The following is a 19816-nucleotide window of genomic DNA, read 5'->3' as shown; positions in this document are numbered from 1 at the left end:
AGCAATCCTGTAGCCATGGAGGCACTGTGAGATTTTCAAAAAAAAGAGTACTGGTAACGGGCGGCAGTGGCTTTCTGGGGTCCCACCTCTGTGAAAGACTGCTTGAGTTGGGCCATGATGTCCTCTGTCTGGATAACTATTTTACCGGTACGAAGGATAATGTTGCCCATCTGTTGGACAATCCCAATTTTGAATTACTGCGCCATGATGTGACCTTTCCCCTCTATGTGGAAGTGGACGAGATTTACAACCTTGCCTGCCCGGCTTCTCCCATTCACTATCAGTTTGACCCGGTGCAGACCACCAAGACCTGTGTCCATGGTGCCATTAATATGCTGGGGCTGGCCAAGCGGGTCAAGGCGAAGATTTTTCAGGCGTCTACCAGCGAAGTCTATGGGGACCCGGAGGTGCATCCACAGCCGGAATCCTACTGGGGGAAAGTGAATCCCATCGGCTACAGGTCCTGTTACGATGAAGGGAAACGATGTGCCGAGACCCTGTTTTTTGATTATCACCGCCAGCATAATTTACGTATAAAGGTCGGCCGTATCTTCAACACCTATGGGCCGAGAATGCATCCTCATGATGGACGGGTTGTTTCCAACTTCATTGTTCAGGCTCTGCAAGGAAAGCCGATTACCGTGTACGGTGATGGAAGCCAGACCCGTTCGTTTTGTTATGTCAGTGATCTCATAGAGGCTTTTGTCCGCATAATGGAGACGGATGATAGTTTCACCGGTCCCATGAATATGGGCAACCCTGGTGAATTCACCATCAAGGAACTGGCAGATGTAATCATTGAGTTGACCGGTTCTTCCTCCTCGGTGTCCTTTAATCCCTTGCCAAGTGATGACCCCATGCAGCGAAAGCCCGATATTAGCCTGGCTAAGAAGGTGATTGATTGGGAGCCCACTGTTGCGCTGACAGAGGGATTGCGCCCCACCATTGAGTATTTTGACCGGTTATTGTCCTCAGGATTGGTTAGCGGAGAGTAGGAGCCGTCCAACCTGTTCCTTTCTGCGTACGCTTTTCTCCTTTTTCATGTCTTGAGAATACATGCAACATCACCCCAAAGTAAGCGTTGTTATACCCTGTTACAACCAGGGGGGCTATGTCGATGAGGCCGTTGAGTCAGTTCTCCAGCAGACCTATGATGATTTTGAGATCATCATTGTCAATGATGGTTCAACCGATGAGCACACCAACGAGGTGCTGGCAGCCTATGCCAAACCGCGCACCCGGGTGATTGCTACCGACAACCAGGGACTCGCAGCAGCACGAAATAATGGTATCAAGGCTGCTGTCGGTGAATATATCCTTCCTCTCGATGCTGATGATCGTATCGAATCGACATATCTCGAAAAAGCGGTCCGCATTTTGGATCAAAGCAAGGACATGGGGATCGTTTACTGTCGTGCTCGACTGTTCGGTGAACTGGAGAGTGAGTGGGTGCTGCCGGAATACTCGCTGGATGTGATGCTGCTTGACAACGTGATTTTCTGCTCCAGTCTGTTTCGAAGATCCGATTGGGAGCTTGTCGGCGGGTATGACACGGAGATGGTCTTTGGGTGGGAAGACTATGACTTCTGGCTTTCCCTGATCGAACGCGGACGACAGGTATACAAGATTCCGGAAATATTGTTTCACTATCGGGTTACCGCTGATTCCATGGTTCGCTCCAAGAGTAGAGAGCAGAAAACAGAGATCTTGGGCAGGATTTACCGCAAACACCGGCAGCTTTTTTCGGACAATATTCACATCTGGATTGACCAACTGTTAGATCGCCACGAAGAGAACTACGTCACCAGGTTGTATGTTGATACCGGTGAGGGGTTCAATGAGGAGCAGACCCTTACCCAGAAGCTCAATCCATTGACTAGGCAGATATCCTTTGATGTCTCAAGCTTCAGCAGGGTTGTGCGGCTTCGTTTTCACCCGATCAATGATTATTGCGCACTTCATCTCAACGCTGTGGAACTCAGCTCGGAATCAGGATACACCGTCCGGTTGGTGGAGTTTCTGGCCAATACCATCGATGATGATCACACCAACCTGGTCTTCAGTAACAACACTCCCCATATCCAATACGAGTTGCCAGATCCGAGTTTTCATGCCAACCGTATTGCCCGTTTCACCGTTTCGCTCAATTTTTTACGTACAGGGAAAGAGGCTTTTTTCTACCTGTTGAAACGGAAAGATGAAGAGATTGAGCGCCAGCGGGCTGTTGCCCAAGGATTTAAGGCTGAAATCGATCGCCTGCAATCCGCTGAGTTGAATAAGCCAGCGGTATCACTTACCTGGAAAGAACTGCTTAGGCTTGGCGTAAGGAAAGCGAAATATACGGCGACCAATGCCCGTTATGCTTTTTCCCAGCCATATAGGGTTATAGAACGTTCAGGGCTCTTTGATACAGCATTCTACCTGGCCTGTAACCCCGATTTACGCTCTAGCCTGATCAACCCGCTCATTCATTATCTGGAGCATGGGCACCGCGAAGGGCGTAATCCCAACCCCCTGTTTGAGACCAGTTGGTACTGGCTAGCCTATCCGGAGGTAGCTGAGCAGGGGATTAATCCGCTCTATCATTATGCTTCGGTAGGCTGGAGAGAGGGCAGGAATCCCTGCGCAATGTTTGAAAGCGACTATTACCTCCGGTGTTATCCTCAGGTGAGGGAGAGCGGCTTGTCTCCCCTCGCCCACTATCTCACCCAGGGTGCAAGACAGGGCTACAAACCCAACCCTCTGTTTGATAGCGGATATTATCTGGAGTCTAATGCCGATGTTCGCGAGAGCGGGGAAAACCCTTTGTACCATTACATCCGTCAAGGAATTTGGGAAGGGCGATCAACTGTCCGCATACAGGAGTCCTTTCCCTCACTGCCTAAAATCAGCATCCTTACCCCGGTCTACAATGTCCCGGCACAGTACCTGCGCGCCTGCATAGACTCGGTGCTTGCGCAGACCTATGAACACTGGGAACTCTGCTTAGTGGATGATGCCAGCTCTGAACACCACGTACAGACGGTCCTTGAAGAGTACCGAAACCTGGATCCTCGGATAAAAGTTACCTGCCTCACGGAAAATCGTGGAATAGCGGGAGCCACCAACGCCGCTGCGGAAATGGCTACCGGTGAGTATATCGGGTTTCTCGATAATGATGATGAGTTAACCCGAAATGCCCTCCTTGAGGTCGTGCGTGCTTTGAATCAGGAGAAAGCGGACATTGTCTACTCGGACGAATGTATTGTCGATGTTGACGGCAACTTGCTTGAGGCTCACCATAAACCTGATTTTTCTCCAGACCTGCTCCTCTGCCATAACTACATCACTCACTTTCTTGTCCTTCGAGCCGACCTGTATGCATCGGTCGGCGGAGTGGCCTCTGTCTGTGACGGTGCGCAGGATTATGACCTCTTGCTGAAGGCGACCGAGCGTGCTGAGCGCATTGCACACATTCCCAAAATACTCTACAGGTGGAGAACGCTTCCCTCTTCCACCAGTGCCGATCCCGGTGCGAAATCCTATGCAGATGTTGCCGGCAAAAAGGCGCTTGAGGCCGCGCTTGTCCGTAGAGCTGTTCAGGGAGAAGTTTATTACGGAAACCTGCCATTTTATTACCGGGTAAAACGACGACTAGCGAAAAGACCGTTGATCTCCATTATAATCCCCTTTCGCGATCAACCGGACTACCTGAGGCAATGCATTAATAGGTTGTTGGAGCGAACCGTCTATCCCCATTATGAGGTACTGGGGATAAGCAACAACAGTGAACTGGAGGAAACTTTCGCTCTGATGGAAAAACTCTCGGCCAGCGATCAGCGGGTTAGGTTTGTCGAGTATAATCATCCGTTTAATTATTCGGCTATCAATAACTTCGGTGTCAGCGAATGTCAGGGCGAGCATGTCGTGCTCATGAACAACGATATCGAGGTGTTGAATAGTGACTGGCTGGAGGCCATGCTTGAGCACTCGCAGCGTCCTGAGGCGGGTGCAGTGGGAGCAAAGCTCTATTACCCTGATGATACAATCCAGCATGCCGGGGTTATTATCGGTATCGGTGGGTTCGCCGGCCATGGTCATCGCCATTTTGCACGCTCCTCGGCCGGCTACTTTAACCGGCTTAACTGCATCCAGAATCTCAGCGCGGTGACTGCAGCGCTGCTGATGGTGAAGCGATCCTGTTATGAGCAGGTCAATGGGCTTGATGAAGAGCATCTCGGTGTCGCATTAAATGACGTGGATTTTTGTTTGAAATTAAGACAAGCCGGGTACCTGAACATTTTCACCCCCTATGCCGAGGCTGTCCACCATGAGTCGATTTCCAGAGGGTATGAAGATACTCCGGAGAAAAAGGCCCGGTTCCAGCAAGAGGTCAGCTATTTTCAGGCAAAGTGGAGAGAGATTCTGCAGGCCGGAGATCCCTATTTTAACTGCAACCTCAGCCTGGACAGGGAGGACTTTGCCAAAAACAGTTTCCTGACCTGGTATAGTTCACCTGAAGAGCGCCATCGTTTGCTGGAGATGAACAGTTGTGAGTAAACTAAGGCCGGAAAGCCCACAGCAAGAGGAGGTCTGCAAGCAGGACGAGGTGCATCGGCTACAGCAGGAACTCGCTCGTCAGCAGCGACTCTATGCCGAGCAGGAGCACGCTTTGTTGAGGCTGGAAAAGGAGCATGCAAGTGTGCTCAATTCAAAGGTATGGCGTTGTGCAGAATTCTTTCGCCGTTTGTTACGGGTGCATTTGTTGAACTGGTTTCCCTCGCTGCAAGCTGTTTTTATACCTCGGTGCAAGCGACTGTACCGAAAATATCTGGCGCTGCCGCTGGTCCGGATGGGGGTATGCAAGGACGCATATGCACGGTGGATGGAGCTGGAACAGGAGGCGCTGGATGCTGCCTTCCGCCAGGTTGAATCGGAAATGGAGAGGTTTTCCTCGCTTCCAACCATCAGCCTGGTGATGCCGGTATATAACGTTAAACCTGAATGGCTGGAAAAAGCCTTCCGTTCGGTACAGCAACAGACCTACCCCCACTGGCAGCTCTGCATCGCAGACGATTGTTCAACCGATCAACGCCTGCAGGAGGTACTGGAGCACTTTGCTGCAACGGATGAGCGGGTGAGTATTACCTACCTGCCGAAAAACCGAGGAATTGCCGGCGCCTCTAACGCCGCCCTGGCATTGGCATCCGGTGAATTTGTCGGCTTGCTTGATAATGATGATGAGCTCGCACCCCATGCTCTGTTGGAGGTGGTGAAAGCCATTAACAGGGAACCGGATGCTGATGTCCTGTACAGTGATGAGGATAAAATCAGTGAAGGGGGACATCGCTATGACCCGTTTTTCAAGCCTGACTGGTCTCCAGACACGCTGCGCAGCTATAACTACCTGTGCCATTTTACCGTCATACAGCGTGAACTGCTGAGCAGGGTCGGTGGCTTCAGGGCTGGATTTGATGGTTCACAGGATTACGATCTTTTTCTTCGTGTGACCGAGCTGGCCAAAAAGATTGTACATATACCGGCCGTTCTTTATCACTGGCGTGCCATAGAAGGGTCAGTGGGCAAGCGAGGGGATGCGAAAATGTATGCCTACGCCAGCGCCCGAAAGGCCCTTGCCGAGCATTTGAAACGCATCGGGATCGATGGTGAGGTGGAGGAGGGACTTTTTCTCGGCTCCTACCGTATTCACTACGCACTGGCACATCGACCCGAGGTGGCTATCATCATTCCCACCAGGGATAAGGCGGATATCCTCCGACGCTGTGTAGATTCTATTCTTGCCCGCACCTCCTACGCCTCCTACCATATTTACATCGTAGACAATGGCAGTGAGGAGCAGGCGACTTATACCTATTATCAGTCGTTACATGATCATCCGGCGATTTCTATTCTTGAATACCGCAAACCGTTTAATTTTTCTGCAATCAATAACTACGCAGTCAAAGAAGTCCAAGGTGATTACCTGTTGTTTTTAAATAACGATACCGAGGTGATTTCTCCAGAGTGGTTGGAGGAAATGCTTGGATATGCGCAGCGTCCAGACGTAGGGGCTGTTGGTAGCCTGCTCTATTACTCCAATGATACTATTCAGCACGGCGGTATAATTGTTGGAATTGGCGGGGTGGCCGGCCATTCCCACAAATATTTTCCCCGTTTAGAGTATGGTTACTTCGGGCGATTGAAAACGGTTCAGAACTTGAGTGCAGTCACCGCGGCCTGCATGCTGACAAAGCGTTCAGTGTTCGAAGAGGTTGGAGGTTTTGAGGAGAAGTTAAGCCACGCTTTTAATGATGTTGATCTCTGCCTGAAAATGAGGGAGAGAGGGTATCTGGTCGTGTATACCCCTTTTGCCGAGTTGTATCACCACGAGTCCATCAGTCGCGGCTATGAGAATACTCCTCAAAAAAGGCGTCGATTTGGTGAAGAACGACAATTTTGTGAAGAAAGGTGGGGTACGCTTCTCCAACAAGGGGACCCTTATTATAATCCCAATTTATCATTGATTCGGGAAGATTTCTCCATAGGACTTGAGAAGAGTAAACATAACGTCAGCTAACTGACCTCTTCAGTTGTACATCTGCAGATGTAGGGGGAACAGAAACATATGCGCTGGATTAAAGACGAGAAGAGAGCGCTCCTGGTTATTGAGCGGCTTGTTGTTGGAAACAGCCAACTTTGCCTCTGTTTTGTTATAGCCGGCATCTGGTCGTTTATTTTCCAGGATTACCTATTATTTCGCAAGGCATTTGTCTTTGATCAATTTGCCATTGATACCCTCAGTCAGTTTTATCCCATAGAGTATTTTCGACTGAAGAATCTCTTATCCGGCACCTTTCCTTTCTGGTCATTCCAGTTCGATCTGGGCATTGATGTCTACTCCCTCATGGCCAATGCTAACCCGTTTGACCTAGTTTTCCTTCTGTTTGGACAGGACTATTTCCTAGAAGCCATGCCCATGGTGATCCTGCTCAAATTTATGGCTGCCGGTTTGTTTTTTCATGCCTTCCTCAGAAAGCTCAATATTGAGCCGGTGGCTGCGATTATCGGTTCGCTTTTGTTTACATTCAGCGGGTACATGGTCATTAACATTCATTGGTATCACTATGCCAATTATGCCGTATTTGTGGCCATTTTTTTGTTTTGTTTTGAGCTTTGGTTTCAAGATGGGCGCTGGTTTCCGCTGGTGATCGTCTTGGGGGCGGTGGCCTTGAAGGGAGAGTTACAATTGTTTCAGATGGTCTGTTTTGGAGCAATATATGTATTCTACCGCTGCGTAAATAGCATGGGCTACTGTTCACGTGTACTGTTGGTATACGGTTGGCTAGCCCTTTTTTTTATTATTGGATTATTTATAAGTGCCTATGTGCTCCTGCCGAACATTGCGGCCATCTTATCTTCTTCACGGGTAGAAGGCGCGGTTCATGATGCCTCAGCTGTGGATGCACTACTGAGGATTTTTTCGCTGGAGACGTGGCCCGGTCTCCAAGTTTTTCTTGCTCGTTTTCTTGCAAGCGATCTACTGGGCTCCTGGATCGGTTATCGCGGCATGGCTAATTATTTTGAGGATTCAACCCTCTATGTTGGCATTTTGTCCTTTCTAATGTTCCCGCTGTCCCTGGCGGTAAAGGAAAAGAAACATAGGTTGCTGTGGTTGTTTCCCTGCAGCGTGTTGGTCCTCTGCTGCTTTCCTTTTTTCCGTACGGCGCTCAATGGGTTTGCCAGTGGAACGTTTAAATATCTTTCCTTGTTTTGTGGTTTTTTCGTTCTTTACCCAGCGATAGTCCTATTAGGGCAAATATTTACAGGATCTCTTTCTTCCTCTTCAGCTGGTGCCCTTCGTCGCCTGATGCGTCTTTTGTTTATCGCATTTTGCCTAAGCCTTGCTCTCTATTTTGCAATTGAGCAATGGAATCCAGGTGTCTGGGCAGTGGATCGCCTAACTTTATGGCGATCCTTTGCCTTTGTATTTTTGTATTTGCTGGTGTTTTTCTTTTTGCCTCGTAAATCGCTCGTCTGGATGAAGTACAGTTTGCTGTTTTTGGTAGCTGTTGAGATTAGCCTGTTTTCACGGGGTACCGTAGACAGTAATCCTGGTACCGTGACCCCTTTTTTTGCAAAGCGGGGTGAGTATTATTTTAATCCCAGTACGTTGACAACTCTTTACCACCTCCAACAGATTGATGACTCCTTCTATAGGCTTGAAAAAGGGTATAATGATGGTCATCTCAACGACTCCCTTGTTCAGGGATATTTCGGTACGCAGGCCTATTTCGGTTTTGTCAGCAAAGGTGTGGTTGATTTTTATCGCTACTTGGGGCTCTCGAAGGACTCTCCACGCCTTGCCTCGTATCGGTATGGTATGGAAAAGCGCTCAGCTCTCCAGTCGCTGCTTGGGGTTAAATATTTTCTCTGTAGAACAGAAAAAGAGTGTAGTGACCTTGAAGGTTTTTCATTGCTCGACACTATTTCCGGAATAAAAGTGTATAGGAATAACTATGTATATTCTTTTGGGAAGGTGTTTTATAAACAAATTAGTGCTTCACTTTTCAAAGAATATTCATTGGGAGAAAAAGACGCTATATTGCTGGAAGCAGTAGTTACTGAAACAGCAATACCACATATTAGCAGAATAGAAACCAAAGCAAGGGATGTGGATTTTGGGCCATATAATGCTGGCACCGTGTTCAATCAACGCGGGCTGAAATTAACATCTTGGAGTAATGAACACTTTCATGGAACTGCCAGGACGTTAGCTCCTGCTATCCTGTTTTTTCCGGTCCCTTTTGATCCTGGTTGGAGCGTCCAAGTAAACGGAAAAAAAGAACAACTCTTACAACTAGATTTTGGATTTACCGGAGTCCTTTTACCAGGTAAAGGCATCTATGATATAAAACTGCACTATACTCCTCCATTTTTTTATCAAAGTATGTTGATTTCTTTTGTTGCTTTGGTGCTGGCATTGTTAATGCGTTTGAAATACCCTCTTATCTCTGTACCTGGACAGACGAAAAAATAGGATAGGGCATTAAGTGCGGGCTATGTTGAGAAGAATAGTGTTTCCAGCTCGTTATTTCGTTTGTAGTAATGAAAATAAAAAAATAGTGCAGGTTGACAAGTATTGGTTCATTTCGGTGCGGAGCCGTTAGTTTTTTCTGTATTTATTATTGAGCGGTTTCATGTTTTCGGATAAGCTATTTATATAGCAGGTTGCCTCTTGTCTCATGTTTTTCTTCTGAAGAAATTCAGTCAATTATTCGATACTTAATAAGGCAACGGAGAGCACTCAGGCCATCCAGCCAATTTATTTTTTTTCCTTCTGAATAAGTACGTCCACTGTAGGAAATTCCCACCTCATATATTCTACACCTGAGGCGAGAAATTTTTGCAGTTACTTCTGGTTCAAATCCAAACCTGTTTTCCTTGAGTCTAATTTGATCAATTACATCCTTTCGAAAAAGTTTGTAGCAGGTTTCCATGTCCGATAAATTTAAATTTGTAAACATATTTGAAAGTAAAGTTAAAAATCGATTTCCTACCATATGCCAAAAGTAAAGAACCCTGTGTGCCTCAGATCCAACAAATCTAGACCCGTACACAACATCCGCTTTACCCTCGAGGATGGGTTTTAGTAATTTGTTGTATTCCGCAGGGTCGTATTCTAAGTCAGCATCCTGAATTAAGATAATATCACCTGTTGCAGATTTGAATCCAGAGCGGAGTGCAGCTCCTTTGCCGCGGTTTATTTGGTGGTAAATTTTTACAATATTGTCCTGTTCTAGTTCTGTTTCAATTAATTGCTTTGTTCCGTCAGTTGAACAGTCATCCACAATTATTATTTCTTTTTCGAGTGGAATTTCGACAGATTGAACTTTGTGGACTAATCTCTTTAGTGTCTCTCGTTCATTAAATACTGGGATAACTATTGATAGTTTATCGAGTTTGTATACTGAAGGTTCCATGTAATTACCTGTTGTATTATGACAGAATCAGTGACGAATGATTTGAGGGGGATGGTAAGCGCTATCGCACAATTTTTGAAATTTTGTGGTTTAAAGGCAGTCATTCTTCAGTAAAGAGTGACTGCTAACTCCTCAACCGTCTGCGTTTCAGAATGGCTGGCCTGTGAGTCTTTTTTGGCAAGCTCAATTGTTTAACATAGGATTGTTTATTTTAGCTATAGGCGCAAGGGGGAATGAGGACAGCATTGGTGTGAACTAGGCCAACAGAAACTGGCCCAGTTAAAAATGAGTTTTTGTATTTTGTATTCATTGTGAAGCAGCCCCTCAAGAAAAGAATTTTTGTTTATCGCTATACATATATTTTCGACAAATGATGTATTTAAAATTTAATTAATGTATATATTTTTTTTGCATGGTGTCCGTTTTTTATTTGAAACTATTGCTAAGGAAAGTGCTATTATCAGAGCGTAAAATGGCATAAATACATAGAGCCTTCTTATGACCGATCCCATAGGTATTATTGCTATAAATAATAATAGTATTGCTATTAATGGTATAGATCTATATCCATAATTTAATAAAATTATTATGGAAGATATGCATGCTATGATAATGTATATTGGTGTTGTTATTTCGTACAATTTAATAAGTGTTTTTTCGGTTACATAAGTATGGGTATTGTGCCGTTCAACTCCAAAGTAATAATGTTTTTTTGGCTGTAATAATTTGGCAAAATTACTTGAAGTGCGTTTTATACTAAAATCTATACTCATGTCAGGATCTGTAGGGTTTTGAATTTCTTTATACAGCCCTAAAGGGTTACATAATAGTATAAATGTAAAAAAAGCAGAGAAAATAAAGCAAAGCGATGAAGCAAGTATATTTTTTTTAGTTTTCCATATGGGTGGGAATAGCAAAGTTATACTTATAAATGCAGGGATGACAAGTAAATTCGATTGTTTGATAAGTATTGAAAGTGATATAACTGTTCCCAGTGTCAGCCAGTGTATATATTCAAACTTTTTCCGCGTAAATGTTATATAATACCAGATACTTATTGTGGCAAAAAATGTTCCTGGAGAGTCTAAGTAGGCGAGTGATCCGTAAACAAGTGTGAAAGGTGCTGTTGCTAATAAAAAAGTTGTGGCAATTGAAATTTTATAGGAAAAGTTTTTTCTAAAGATATCAAATAGAAGTGTTAAGCTTCCGATATCAAGACAAATATTTACTATTCTGGCAACATAAACATAGTTATCTCCACTCAACAAATAACTTTTGGGGATAAAGCTGAATATGATTCCTAGTAGTAACGAGTATAGGGCAGGGTGCCCTGCACGAGGGTATGGGCCCATGTCACCTTTATTATTGGGAAATGCATGTTGAGTTTCTCCATGGTACACAACCTCTTCAATATCAGGGTGCCATAATGGGTGTGGGCGAATATGATTGTATAGAAGATCCGTCAATATAATTTTAGCAGGAATTTTCGATTTGACCCAGAGCCCATCAACAGCATAGTGACGCTCATCGTTGTGAACTGTGACAGCTTCAGTGGCTATATGATAACGCACCGAAAAAACAGATAATAAAAGAATTATCAATATAGCGAGTTGTAAGTTATTCACTGAAAATGATAAAAACATTTTTTTATGCGCCATGAGGGAATTTTTGTTCATATTTGTACTAGTTCAAAATTGTAAATCTTGATTTCCTGCTAATTTTAGTCAACCTTAGTAGTTGTAGAAGTTTCTCAAGTGTTTCAATTGTCGTTTATGGTATATGTCTCAACCCTTCAGTTTATCAAAAAAACTTAGCAGGGGTTTCTTGACAGTTAGCGGGACTTACATGGTGCTATGGAGCTTGATCTTGATAGAGGTGGCCTGATGAGATATCACATTGTGTGTCCACTGGTCAATGGAAATGCAGCCAATACCCCGTTAGGCTTTGTGAGCTTGCAAAACGATAAAAAGAAACAGGAAGCATGTCAAAGTAAGACGGAGCCAAAAAAAGAAATAATATACTATTTCTCTGGGGAAAAGTTTGGTCGCATCAATAAGAAGTAACAGTGAAGGGTCTTTTGAATTTTTATCCGTGTTGATTACCACTGTATTTTTTTTGTAACGAATTGTTTCGATATGCTGCATAGCACTTATATTTCTAATTTTCACCGCAATTGGCGTGATATGTTTATTTGTTGTGATGGACATGTTGGCAATGCGAATTTCTCCGCTATCGTTGGTCGGGTCGAAACGAAGGTGTTGTCTGCGATGGTAGGGGACCTGCAGTGAGTACCTTTGCTGGGTTCCATCGCAACGAATCGGAAAGATATGCGAATCTTCCTCCCTGTACCCATTCCCGGTATTGTAGAAAAGTTGACCAGCTGTAAATTCATTATCAGAAGTGATAGCCATGTCAAAGTTTATGGTTAACTGCTGGTGAGTGCTTCGGTAGTTAAAAACGACGGAAACGAGCGCAAGCGTTGCAACGATAATAAATAAATTATACCACTTCATTGATGGATTTGGGATTGAATGTGATCCTATCTGCATTTACTATTTTTAGGGCTGAATATACATCGATTTGAGTTTGGCGAAAATTACTTGTATGGTCAGAAAAAGAAACAGTATTATACCTAAATATATTGACAAGATGCCGGGGTATACTTGCCTGTCCGACGAGATGTCTCCAAAATAACCGATAAAGAAAAGGGCCATTCCACCAATAAGCAATACTGTTGCGCACTCAAATTCTTTTTTTAATGAAGTTATGAAATAAAAAAGAATACTGCAAAGAATAATTATTGACAATGAGATAAGGTTGTCAAAGTGGAGAAATAGAAATGCTTTATGGAGAAAAAAGAAGGGATCCCATTTTTCGAACGGAGTTCTGTATTGCTCCCCCCAAAAATCACCTGGAATTTGTTTGAAAATATTATGAAATTTTTCTGTATAACCGAAATAAAAACTCACAAAAGTATTGTTTAAATCGTGTATGAATAAATAGTGTTGCCACGAATGCATTCCTTTGTTTCTAATCCAGTCTGCAAAATAAAAGTCATCTGTTGTCACTTTATACGTACGAGTATATGTTGATCCCGTCTGTACTCGCTGGTAATTAAAGCAGTAGGCATTGACATTGCCGCCGCGACATGCTGAAATAAAAGGACCAATAGGCATCCCGTATTTTTCGTGAAAAAGATCAACTTTTTCCTGGTCTGGAAATACTTTAAGGATAATATTTTGTGCTGCATTGAGCTCGGTGGAGGTGTCGAATTTGCTGGTTGTGAATAGAGAGCACAGTGAGAGAGCAACGATGCAGAGAAGAATTCTGAGTGAACTGTTTCTGTAGAGTAATTGCAGGGAGAAAGTAATGGCTATGGTGAGTAGGGCTATATAGGGCGCAAGGTTCCGCGAAAAGATAAAGGCGGCGGCAATGGCAAGTATATATGCGGTTTTTACCGGTGAGTCACCTTTCTTTGCTGTGCATACAGTTGTTGCAAATAAAAAGTACAGGGTAATGAATAGGCTGTCTGACATGGCAAAGTTATATAGCCATTTACTGTGATGTGATGAAAACAGGAAGAGTAGCAGCAGGGCCAGAAGCAAGTTTTGTATGAGTGATCTGCAGGCAAATGCCTTATAAATGGCTATTTGGGCTATTGCGACAAAGGCGAGTTGGAGAGAAGCTATGAGATCAATGTTGTTGCCGGTAATAAAGTAGAAGAACCGTACCGTAAAGGAAGAGTTAGTAAAAAAAGACAAAGGGGACCCATCTTTCCATAGGTACCTGAACGAGTCGGCTGCCAAGTTCTTGTCTAGCGAGGTTTCCAAATGGTAAAAATAATAAAAATATGGCAGGAGTTGGAGAAGGATAAGGATTGTATCTGCATTTTTAATAAAAAACGCAAATCGTTTATTGTCTTCAATCATGAGGCAGTTCAGGATGAGGTCGTGGTTTGTTTAACAGGTCAAATGGTGTGTAAATAAGAAAAAAAGGTTATTTTTCTGTTATATGTAAAATGCTCAGTAAGAATACATAAAATGTAATTGAAAATTTTAAAAAAAATGAAAAAATATATTTTGTAACTGAAAAATTATTGAATAGGTTTTTATTTGGCCCATTGATAAATAAATAAGGGTCAGTGGCATTTGTTGTGGTCTGAACAGATAGTGCTCCTGACTCTTCAATGACAATTGATGCTATCTGATTACCTTGGGTGATGTCGTTTTCGTTAATGTGAATTGTCGCTTTTCCGTAAAAAAGAGAAAACTCGAGATTTTTTATGCGGATAGAGCCTCTTCCGTTGAGCGGATCAAACCGAAGATTGTAACCATTTTTTAATATTGCTCTGTATTTTAGAGGGTGGTATTCATCATCGCACAAAATTGGTTGTCGAAAGCTTTCTTTTTCGTTGTATCCATTACCTGTATTGTAAAAAAGTTGTGAGTCTGCAACTTTTAAATCACTTTTTATCGCCATATCTAAGGATAAAATCACATCTTTTCCCATTTTGTTGTAATGGAAAAAAGTTGCGCATATTCCTAAGAGGATTGCCATTAATAGTGGCATCTTCATGTGCTTTATGTGTTCTCAATATGAGCAAATTTTATTTTATTTAAAGATATATGAATTTTTTTTGCTACAAACTCAATAAGAAAAAAAATGAAAAAAAATTGTCCTAAGTATATAGAATAAATCCCTGGGTAGACTTGACGGTCAGAGCCAACATCTCCAAAATAGCCAATAAAGGTCATCGCTAATCCGGATGCCATTAAAGTTCCAGCGAATAAAAATTCATTTTTTAATCCTGTGCCTATGTAGCATGCCAATGACAAAAAGATGAGTGTCGTCAGTGAGTATATATTATTTAATCGAATAAAGGTGTACAGCTTACCAAGGGTTTTCAAAGGGTCAAGCGCATCTAATTGGCTAGTGTAATTTTTCCCCCATCTCTTATGTGGTGGAAGAGTGAACAGGTTCGTGAATTTATCTTTGTACTGAAAAGCAAACTCCTGAATAGTTTCGCTCAAATTTTTGACTAATAAATAATGTTGCCATGATTGCATCCCCTTTTCTCTTACCCAGTCTGCGAAGCCAAAACTATCAAAGGTTACCTTGTATGTCCGGGTAAAGGTTGAACCGGATTGAATCCGCTGATAATCAAAGCATAAGGAGTTTACAGTCCCCCCCTTGCAGGTATCAACAAATGGGCCAACTGGCATCCCATAAACCTCGTGAAAGAAGTCAGTCTTTTCTTTGTCAGGAAAGACTTTTTTCAATATATTCTGTGTTACGTTGAGTTCGACTGTGGTGTCGAATGCCTTGGTTGATAGTATTGCTATTAGGGAGAGAATTATTGCGGATACGGCAAGAAGTGTTGTTTTCTGTTTGAAAAATAATCGAACTATAAGGATCCAAATGGATGTGAAAATAGTAATATATGGTGCGGGGTTTCTGGAAAATATAAAGAGGGCTACCAGTAAGAAAGAAAGTATTTTCTTGCTGCTTTTATCCTGGTCATCATAGATACAGCATATTGTTATAAAAATTAAAAAAAGAGATGTGAATATGCTGTCAGACATTGCTATGTTATACATCCATTTACTGTTATGAGATGCAAAAATTATAATTAACACTAAAGCAAGAGGTAAGTCTCGGTGTAATGTTCCGTTACACATCACTCTGTATATTGCTATTTGACATGTAGCTATAAGTGCTAATTGAACACAACATATCAACCCAATGTTATTGTCGAGAAAGCTGTATAGTAGCCTTACAGTTAAGGAAGAATTTGTGATGAAAGCAAATTGACTGCCTGCTTCCCATACATAACGAAACGAATCGGGCCATATATTTTTGGGTAAAAAGTTTTCAAGGAAATAGAGGTAACCAATATATGGAACTAGTTGGATGAAAAGAAAAAATGCACAAAAATATTCGTTCAGCAAGTGCCGGTAAGAAAAAATATGCTGTTTGTTTTTCTGCATTTTGCTCGATTTTTTTATAAATATAAAGGAGATAGGTGGCTGCTGTGTGTTTTTTTGCTAGGGGACATGGTGAATGGATGCTATTGCTAGGTTATTTTGTTGACTAATTTTTCAGTCATTATTGAAAGCCGGAAGTGGCGGCAATTACCAGTGGATACCATTTGCTTTTTGCAGTTCATTGCCGGTGAGGCGCATCCAATAATTTGGAAGTTTTTTATTAATTAGCGAAGGTCTGTAAGCGTAGTTGTCTGAAAATATACGTTATTAAGCTTGTTTTTTGGGAATGTCTTATTGCGTTCCATGGTGTCGAATTTGACGGAGGTTGAGTTGCCGGCTAGATAAATAATTCCTTCGCTCAATATCATGTCGTAGAGATAATCATACCCCGATCCCCCGTTTAACAGGGAAAAGTGTACCGTTGTCAGATCTCTGGAGAGTTCTGTGGTAAAGATATCAAAATGCCCTAGGTTAAGGGTCTTGTTTAAATTATGGCTAATCGGAAAATCATGAAATGAGTCGGTGAAGCCGCCTATGAGGACATTGCCCTGGGGGGTGACCAGAATTTTCTGGGCAAATTCATTATTACTGCCTCCGAGATATGTTGCCGCTTCAATAGATTGCATGTCCTTAGATATATGTACTATAAAACTGTCGTAACCGCCCCCTCCGTACCTTTTGGCGATCACGTTGCTTGTAGTCGGCAAATTGCCGTCTGTACAGTATCCGGTAATCCAGAAACTACCATCCGGGTCAATCGCCAAGTCTCGGACATAAAGATGATTGGTGGTGCCCAAGATCAGGGAGTCTGTAATTTGGGACAGGTTTGGGTTGAGTACAGTTATAAAAGCGCTAAGGCCAAAAGAACTCGATGGCGTTGCCTTAATACCCTTAGAGCGATAGAAATCCGATGAAAGGGTGAATCCTGACGCAACAAGCTTGCCATCTTCGCTAAACTGCATTGCTCGTATAAACTCATCCTCCTCCCCACCCAAAAAAGTGGCGCAATTTGCAGAGGTGAGGGCGGAGTCAAAGGCAATGATAAAGGCATCAAACCCGTAACTGTTTTTATTGCCAGGAGGCTTCGTGTTGAGTTTATCCTTTGATGCATCGGGGGGCATAGGGAAGTCCACTGATGCGGTATTGCCACCGACGTAAATATGGTCGGAATTTATTGCCATGACAGAGGGGTAGTCATAATCTTTACCGCCAAAAGTGATGGACTTTAAAATTGTTGTCAGGTCAGGGGGTAATTTCAACAGAAATGCGTCGTTTTTATCGTTGGTATGCGGGGTCCCGAGGGTGTTTTCTGAAGGAAAGTCTTTGGAGAAGGTGTTTCCGCAAAGGTAAATTTCTCCTGAAGGTCCTCTTGTCATTGCGTCAAGAAAATCATTATCGCTGCCACCTATCATCAAGAGTCGAGTGATCTCTAAACGGGGAAGGGAAACAAGGGCGATATAAACATTACTTTTTTTTGCCTTGCCTATTTTTATTATATTTTGAGCGTTTTGCCACCGATCGGAGGTTGTATTGCCAGCTATTAAGAGGTGGTTTTCGTCGAGTAGTACCATTTTTGAAAGGTAGTCGTTTCCCGAACCACCCGCTAAAAAGGACTGGATGGAATGAAGATTTGGGGTGGGAACGCTTGCACAGGGCTCATTTGGCTTAAAAATGAGCCCAGGACAGGTAACGAGCAAAAGAGCAATGCACAAATTTCGAAATGTTATGATCATAATTTTGATGGTTGTCGTAAGAGGATGAAGAGTGTTCATTGGAGACGGTAAAGTCGGAGGGTATCGTGCAAAATGAGATTTCCGATCAAGTTCAGGTAGGCCCCAACTTCGAGGGGTACTCTAAAATCTACGCAGGCATATTTAGATTATTCCTAGGCAATAATTTTGAACTGAACATCGAGATTGGAAGAAAACGCAATTTTTATAGATGACCTGCATATTATATAACAGATTGAATCAATAATTAAACTTTTTACGTATTGCTATTGGTAGGCTACTTTGGAAAGAAACTTCAGAGCGTGCAAAAAGAAACAAACCCGTCTAATTGTCAATGCCGATGATTTTGGATACTTCGACTGCGTGTCCCAGGGGATCATTCACGGGGCAAAGGCTGGTGTCATTACAGCAACAGGGATTATGGCCAATTGTGTTGATTTTCAAAAACGACTGTCTTGGTTGGCGGATGTCAGTGAGATTGATGCCGGCGTCCATTTAAACATAACCCATGGGGAACCGCTTTCGCCTGACATGTCTCGTCAGTTATTTTTTAACCAGGGAAAATTTGTAAGCAAGTTTGAGGTGATCAAAGCTCTGCTGACCGGGAGACTCGACAAAAGAGCCATCTTGGAAGAGTTTCGTTTGCAGATAGAAAGGTGTTTATCTAGTGACATCAAACTCTATTTTTTGAATTCCCATGAACATTTGCACATGCTGCCAACCCTTTTTTCAGGAACACAATCTCTTGCAGAGGAGTATGATATACCGTTTGTCAGGTTATCCGCACCTGAGTGGAGGATGGGGGGGATGGACGGTCTTGTGCGCAATGTGCTCATGGAGGGGATGGGGTGGGTGAATAAAAAAAGAGTGGAGGCAAATGGAAAACACCATATGCTGGGGATGGGCGTGAGTGGTCGCTTAGATTTCGAGTATTTGGGAAAATTGATACCCCTGCTGCGTCCCGGCCGTATCTATGAATTGATGTGTCATCCGGGTTTTTTTGACCAGCAAGAGATAGTCGATGAGCATATCCTCCACTATCATCGGTGGCAGGAGGAACTTGACGCGTTGCTGCATCCTGATTTTTCCGCATTGTGTAAACAATATCGTGTCAGGCTTACACGATACAGAGATCTTTAATACTTTCCAGCCCTCTTTCTATATACAATCTGCAAGCGTATCAGATATGAAAAATATTTTTTTAAGTGTGGTAATTCCTGCACATAATGAAGAGCGTGGAATTATACACACGGTACAGGCTGTCGCGGATGTCGTTTCCCGTTCTGCGAATCAGTACGAGATCATCGTTGTGGATGATGGCAGCCGGGATCAGACCTATGCAACCTTGAGCATGCTCGACAATCCTTGCGTTAAAGCGGTCAAATTCAGCCGAAATTTCGGGAAGGAAGCGGCATTGCTGGCGGGATTGGAACTTGCCGCTGGCGATGTGGTGGTGACTATGGATGCCGACCTCCAACACCCGCCAACCTTGATTCCCACGTTATTACGCGAGTGGGAAAATGGGTACAAGGTTGTTCATGCTGTTAAGGAAGACCGGCATAATGATTCTTATGTCACCCGCTTGCGCGCAAACATCTTCAATGGGCTGATGAAGCGTTTGGGTGGCATAGAGGCGAGGAATGCATCGGATTTCAAGTTGTTGGATCGGACCGCTGTTGACGTTCTTGTACAGGCTTTACCGGAGAGGGGACGCTTCTATCGTGGATTGGCCGATTGGATTGGTTTCCCCCAATCCAGGGTGCCCTTCTGCGTTGCCGATAGAAATGCCGGCGTCGGCAAGTGGTCTTTTTTTTCTTTGGTAGGGCTTGCTGTTACGGCCATCATCTCCTTTACAAGTGCTCCTCTTCGTATCGTCACCATACTAGGGCTTTGTACATTGCTGTTTGCAGGGGTGGTGGCGGCAGAAACACTGTGGTCATGGTTTATGGGAAATTCCGTGTCCGGTTTTGCCACAATCATAATTACTGTACTTATTCTTGGAAGTGTAAATATGATTAGCCTGGGGATAATGGGTGAATATATTGCAAAGATGTACGAAGAGATCAAAGCAAGACCCATGTACATTATTGAATCGAGCCATGGGATAGTGAAAAGGGAAACAGTAGACAACAAGGATTGAATG

At 43.4% G+C, this 19816-nt stretch carries 13 protein-coding genes; 6 read left to right on the top strand and 7 right to left on the bottom strand.

Going from position 1 to position 19816, the window contains the following annotated elements; translation table 11 throughout:
- The first annotated feature begins 26 nt into the window (after positions 1-26).
- The 4 genes from ACZ52Z_RS10225 to ACZ52Z_RS10210 all read left to right on the top strand — a co-directional run bounded on the left by ACZ52Z_RS10225 (position 27) and on the right by ACZ52Z_RS10210 (position 9016).
- Positions 27-995, top strand: a complete 969-nt coding sequence (locus tag ACZ52Z_RS10225) for a UDP-glucuronic acid decarboxylase family protein (protein ID WP_464270639.1) — start codon at positions 27-29, stop codon at positions 993-995.
- Between the two features lie 61 nt (positions 996-1056).
- Entirely contained in the window at positions 1057-4539 is a 3483-nt protein-coding gene (locus tag ACZ52Z_RS10220) for a glycosyltransferase (protein WP_464270638.1), read from the top strand.
- Positions 4532-6556 (top strand): glycosyltransferase family 2 protein, encoded by a 2025-nt coding sequence (locus tag ACZ52Z_RS10215; RefSeq protein WP_464270637.1) that lies wholly within the window; start codon positions 4532-4534, stop codon positions 6554-6556. Before ACZ52Z_RS10220 ends, ACZ52Z_RS10215 begins: the two co-directional genes overlap by 8 nt.
- Positions 6557-6604: 48 nt before the next feature.
- On the top strand, positions 6605-9016 hold the full coding sequence (locus ACZ52Z_RS10210) for a YfhO family protein (protein ID WP_464270636.1): 2412 nt from the start codon (positions 6605-6607) through the stop codon (positions 9014-9016).
- A gap of 226 nt (positions 9017-9242) precedes the next feature.
- Here the strand turns inward: ACZ52Z_RS10210 and ACZ52Z_RS10205 are convergent, their stop codons facing one another.
- From ACZ52Z_RS10205 to ACZ52Z_RS10175, 7 genes are all read right to left on the bottom strand, one after another.
- Complete coding sequence (locus tag ACZ52Z_RS10205; protein WP_464270635.1) at positions 9243-9959, bottom strand: glycosyltransferase family 2 protein; 717 nt, start codon at positions 9957-9959, stop codon at positions 9243-9245.
- Between the two features lie 386 nt (positions 9960-10345).
- The gene (locus tag ACZ52Z_RS10200; RefSeq protein WP_464270634.1) at positions 10346-11635 is read right to left on the bottom strand and encodes an ArnT family glycosyltransferase; all 1290 of its coding nucleotides are present in this window, start codon (positions 11633-11635) and stop codon (positions 10346-10348) included.
- 261 nt (positions 11636-11896) lie between these two features.
- A complete protein-coding gene (locus ACZ52Z_RS10195) occupies positions 11897-12472 on the bottom strand; it encodes a hypothetical protein (protein WP_464270633.1) in 576 nt (191 codons plus the stop codon).
- Positions 12473-12517: 45 nt separating this feature from the next.
- Complete coding sequence (locus tag ACZ52Z_RS10190; RefSeq protein WP_464270632.1) at positions 12518-13888, bottom strand: hypothetical protein; 1371 nt, start codon at positions 13886-13888, stop codon at positions 12518-12520.
- A gap of 67 nt (positions 13889-13955) precedes the next feature.
- Positions 13956-14534 (bottom strand): hypothetical protein, encoded by a 579-nt coding sequence (locus ACZ52Z_RS10185; protein ID WP_464270631.1) that lies wholly within the window; start codon positions 14532-14534, stop codon positions 13956-13958.
- 5 nt (positions 14535-14539) lie between these two features.
- A complete protein-coding gene (locus ACZ52Z_RS10180; RefSeq protein ID WP_464270630.1) occupies positions 14540-15556 on the bottom strand; it encodes a hypothetical protein in 1017 nt (338 codons plus the stop codon).
- A gap of 611 nt (positions 15557-16167) precedes the next feature.
- Positions 16168-17676 (bottom strand): hypothetical protein, encoded by a 1509-nt coding sequence (locus tag ACZ52Z_RS10175; RefSeq protein WP_464270629.1) that lies wholly within the window; start codon positions 17674-17676, stop codon positions 16168-16170.
- A gap of 279 nt (positions 17677-17955) precedes the next feature.
- On the opposite strand from ACZ52Z_RS10175, the gene ACZ52Z_RS10170 reads away from it, so the two are divergent.
- Together ACZ52Z_RS10170 and ACZ52Z_RS10165 are read left to right on the top strand one after the other, a co-directional pair.
- Positions 17956-18813, top strand: a complete 858-nt coding sequence (locus tag ACZ52Z_RS10170; protein ID WP_464270628.1) for a carbohydrate deacetylase — start codon at positions 17956-17958, stop codon at positions 18811-18813.
- Between the two features lie 46 nt (positions 18814-18859).
- Complete coding sequence (locus ACZ52Z_RS10165) at positions 18860-19813, top strand: glycosyltransferase family 2 protein (RefSeq protein WP_464270627.1); 954 nt, start codon at positions 18860-18862, stop codon at positions 19811-19813.
- Positions 19814-19816 lie beyond the last annotated feature (3 nt).

Source organism: Desulfogranum aggregans, assembly GCF_055398265.1.
Note: the sequence above shows the minus strand (reverse complement) of the source record. Positions and strands in the feature narration are given on the sequence as shown.

Coding starts and splice junctions, on each gene's coding strand:
- ACZ52Z_RS10200 (WP_464270634.1), bottom strand. CDS start 11,635: ATGAACAAAAATTCCCTCATGGCGCATAAAAAAATGTTTTTATCATTT.
- ACZ52Z_RS10185 (WP_464270631.1), bottom strand. CDS start 14,534: ATGAAGATGCCACTATTAATGGCAATCCTCTTAGGAATATGCGCAACT.
- ACZ52Z_RS10210 (WP_464270636.1), top strand. CDS start 6,605: ATGCGCTGGATTAAAGACGAGAAGAGAGCGCTCCTGGTTATTGAGCGG.
- ACZ52Z_RS10165 (WP_464270627.1), top strand. CDS start 18,860: ATGAAAAATATTTTTTTAAGTGTGGTAATTCCTGCACATAATGAAGAG.
- ACZ52Z_RS10195 (WP_464270633.1), bottom strand. CDS start 12,472: ATGAAGTGGTATAATTTATTTATTATCGTTGCAACGCTTGCGCTCGTT.
- ACZ52Z_RS10205 (WP_464270635.1), bottom strand. CDS start 9,959: ATGGAACCTTCAGTATACAAACTCGATAAACTATCAATAGTTATCCCA.
- ACZ52Z_RS10175 (WP_464270629.1), bottom strand. CDS start 17,676: ATGATCATAACATTTCGAAATTTGTGCATTGCTCTTTTGCTCGTTACC.
- ACZ52Z_RS10180 (WP_464270630.1), bottom strand. CDS start 15,556: ATGTATAACATAGCAATGTCTGACAGCATATTCACATCTCTTTTTTTA.
- ACZ52Z_RS10220 (WP_464270638.1), top strand. CDS start 1,057: ATGCAACATCACCCCAAAGTAAGCGTTGTTATACCCTGTTACAACCAG.
- ACZ52Z_RS10190 (WP_464270632.1), bottom strand. CDS start 13,888: ATGATTGAAGACAATAAACGATTTGCGTTTTTTATTAAAAATGCAGAT.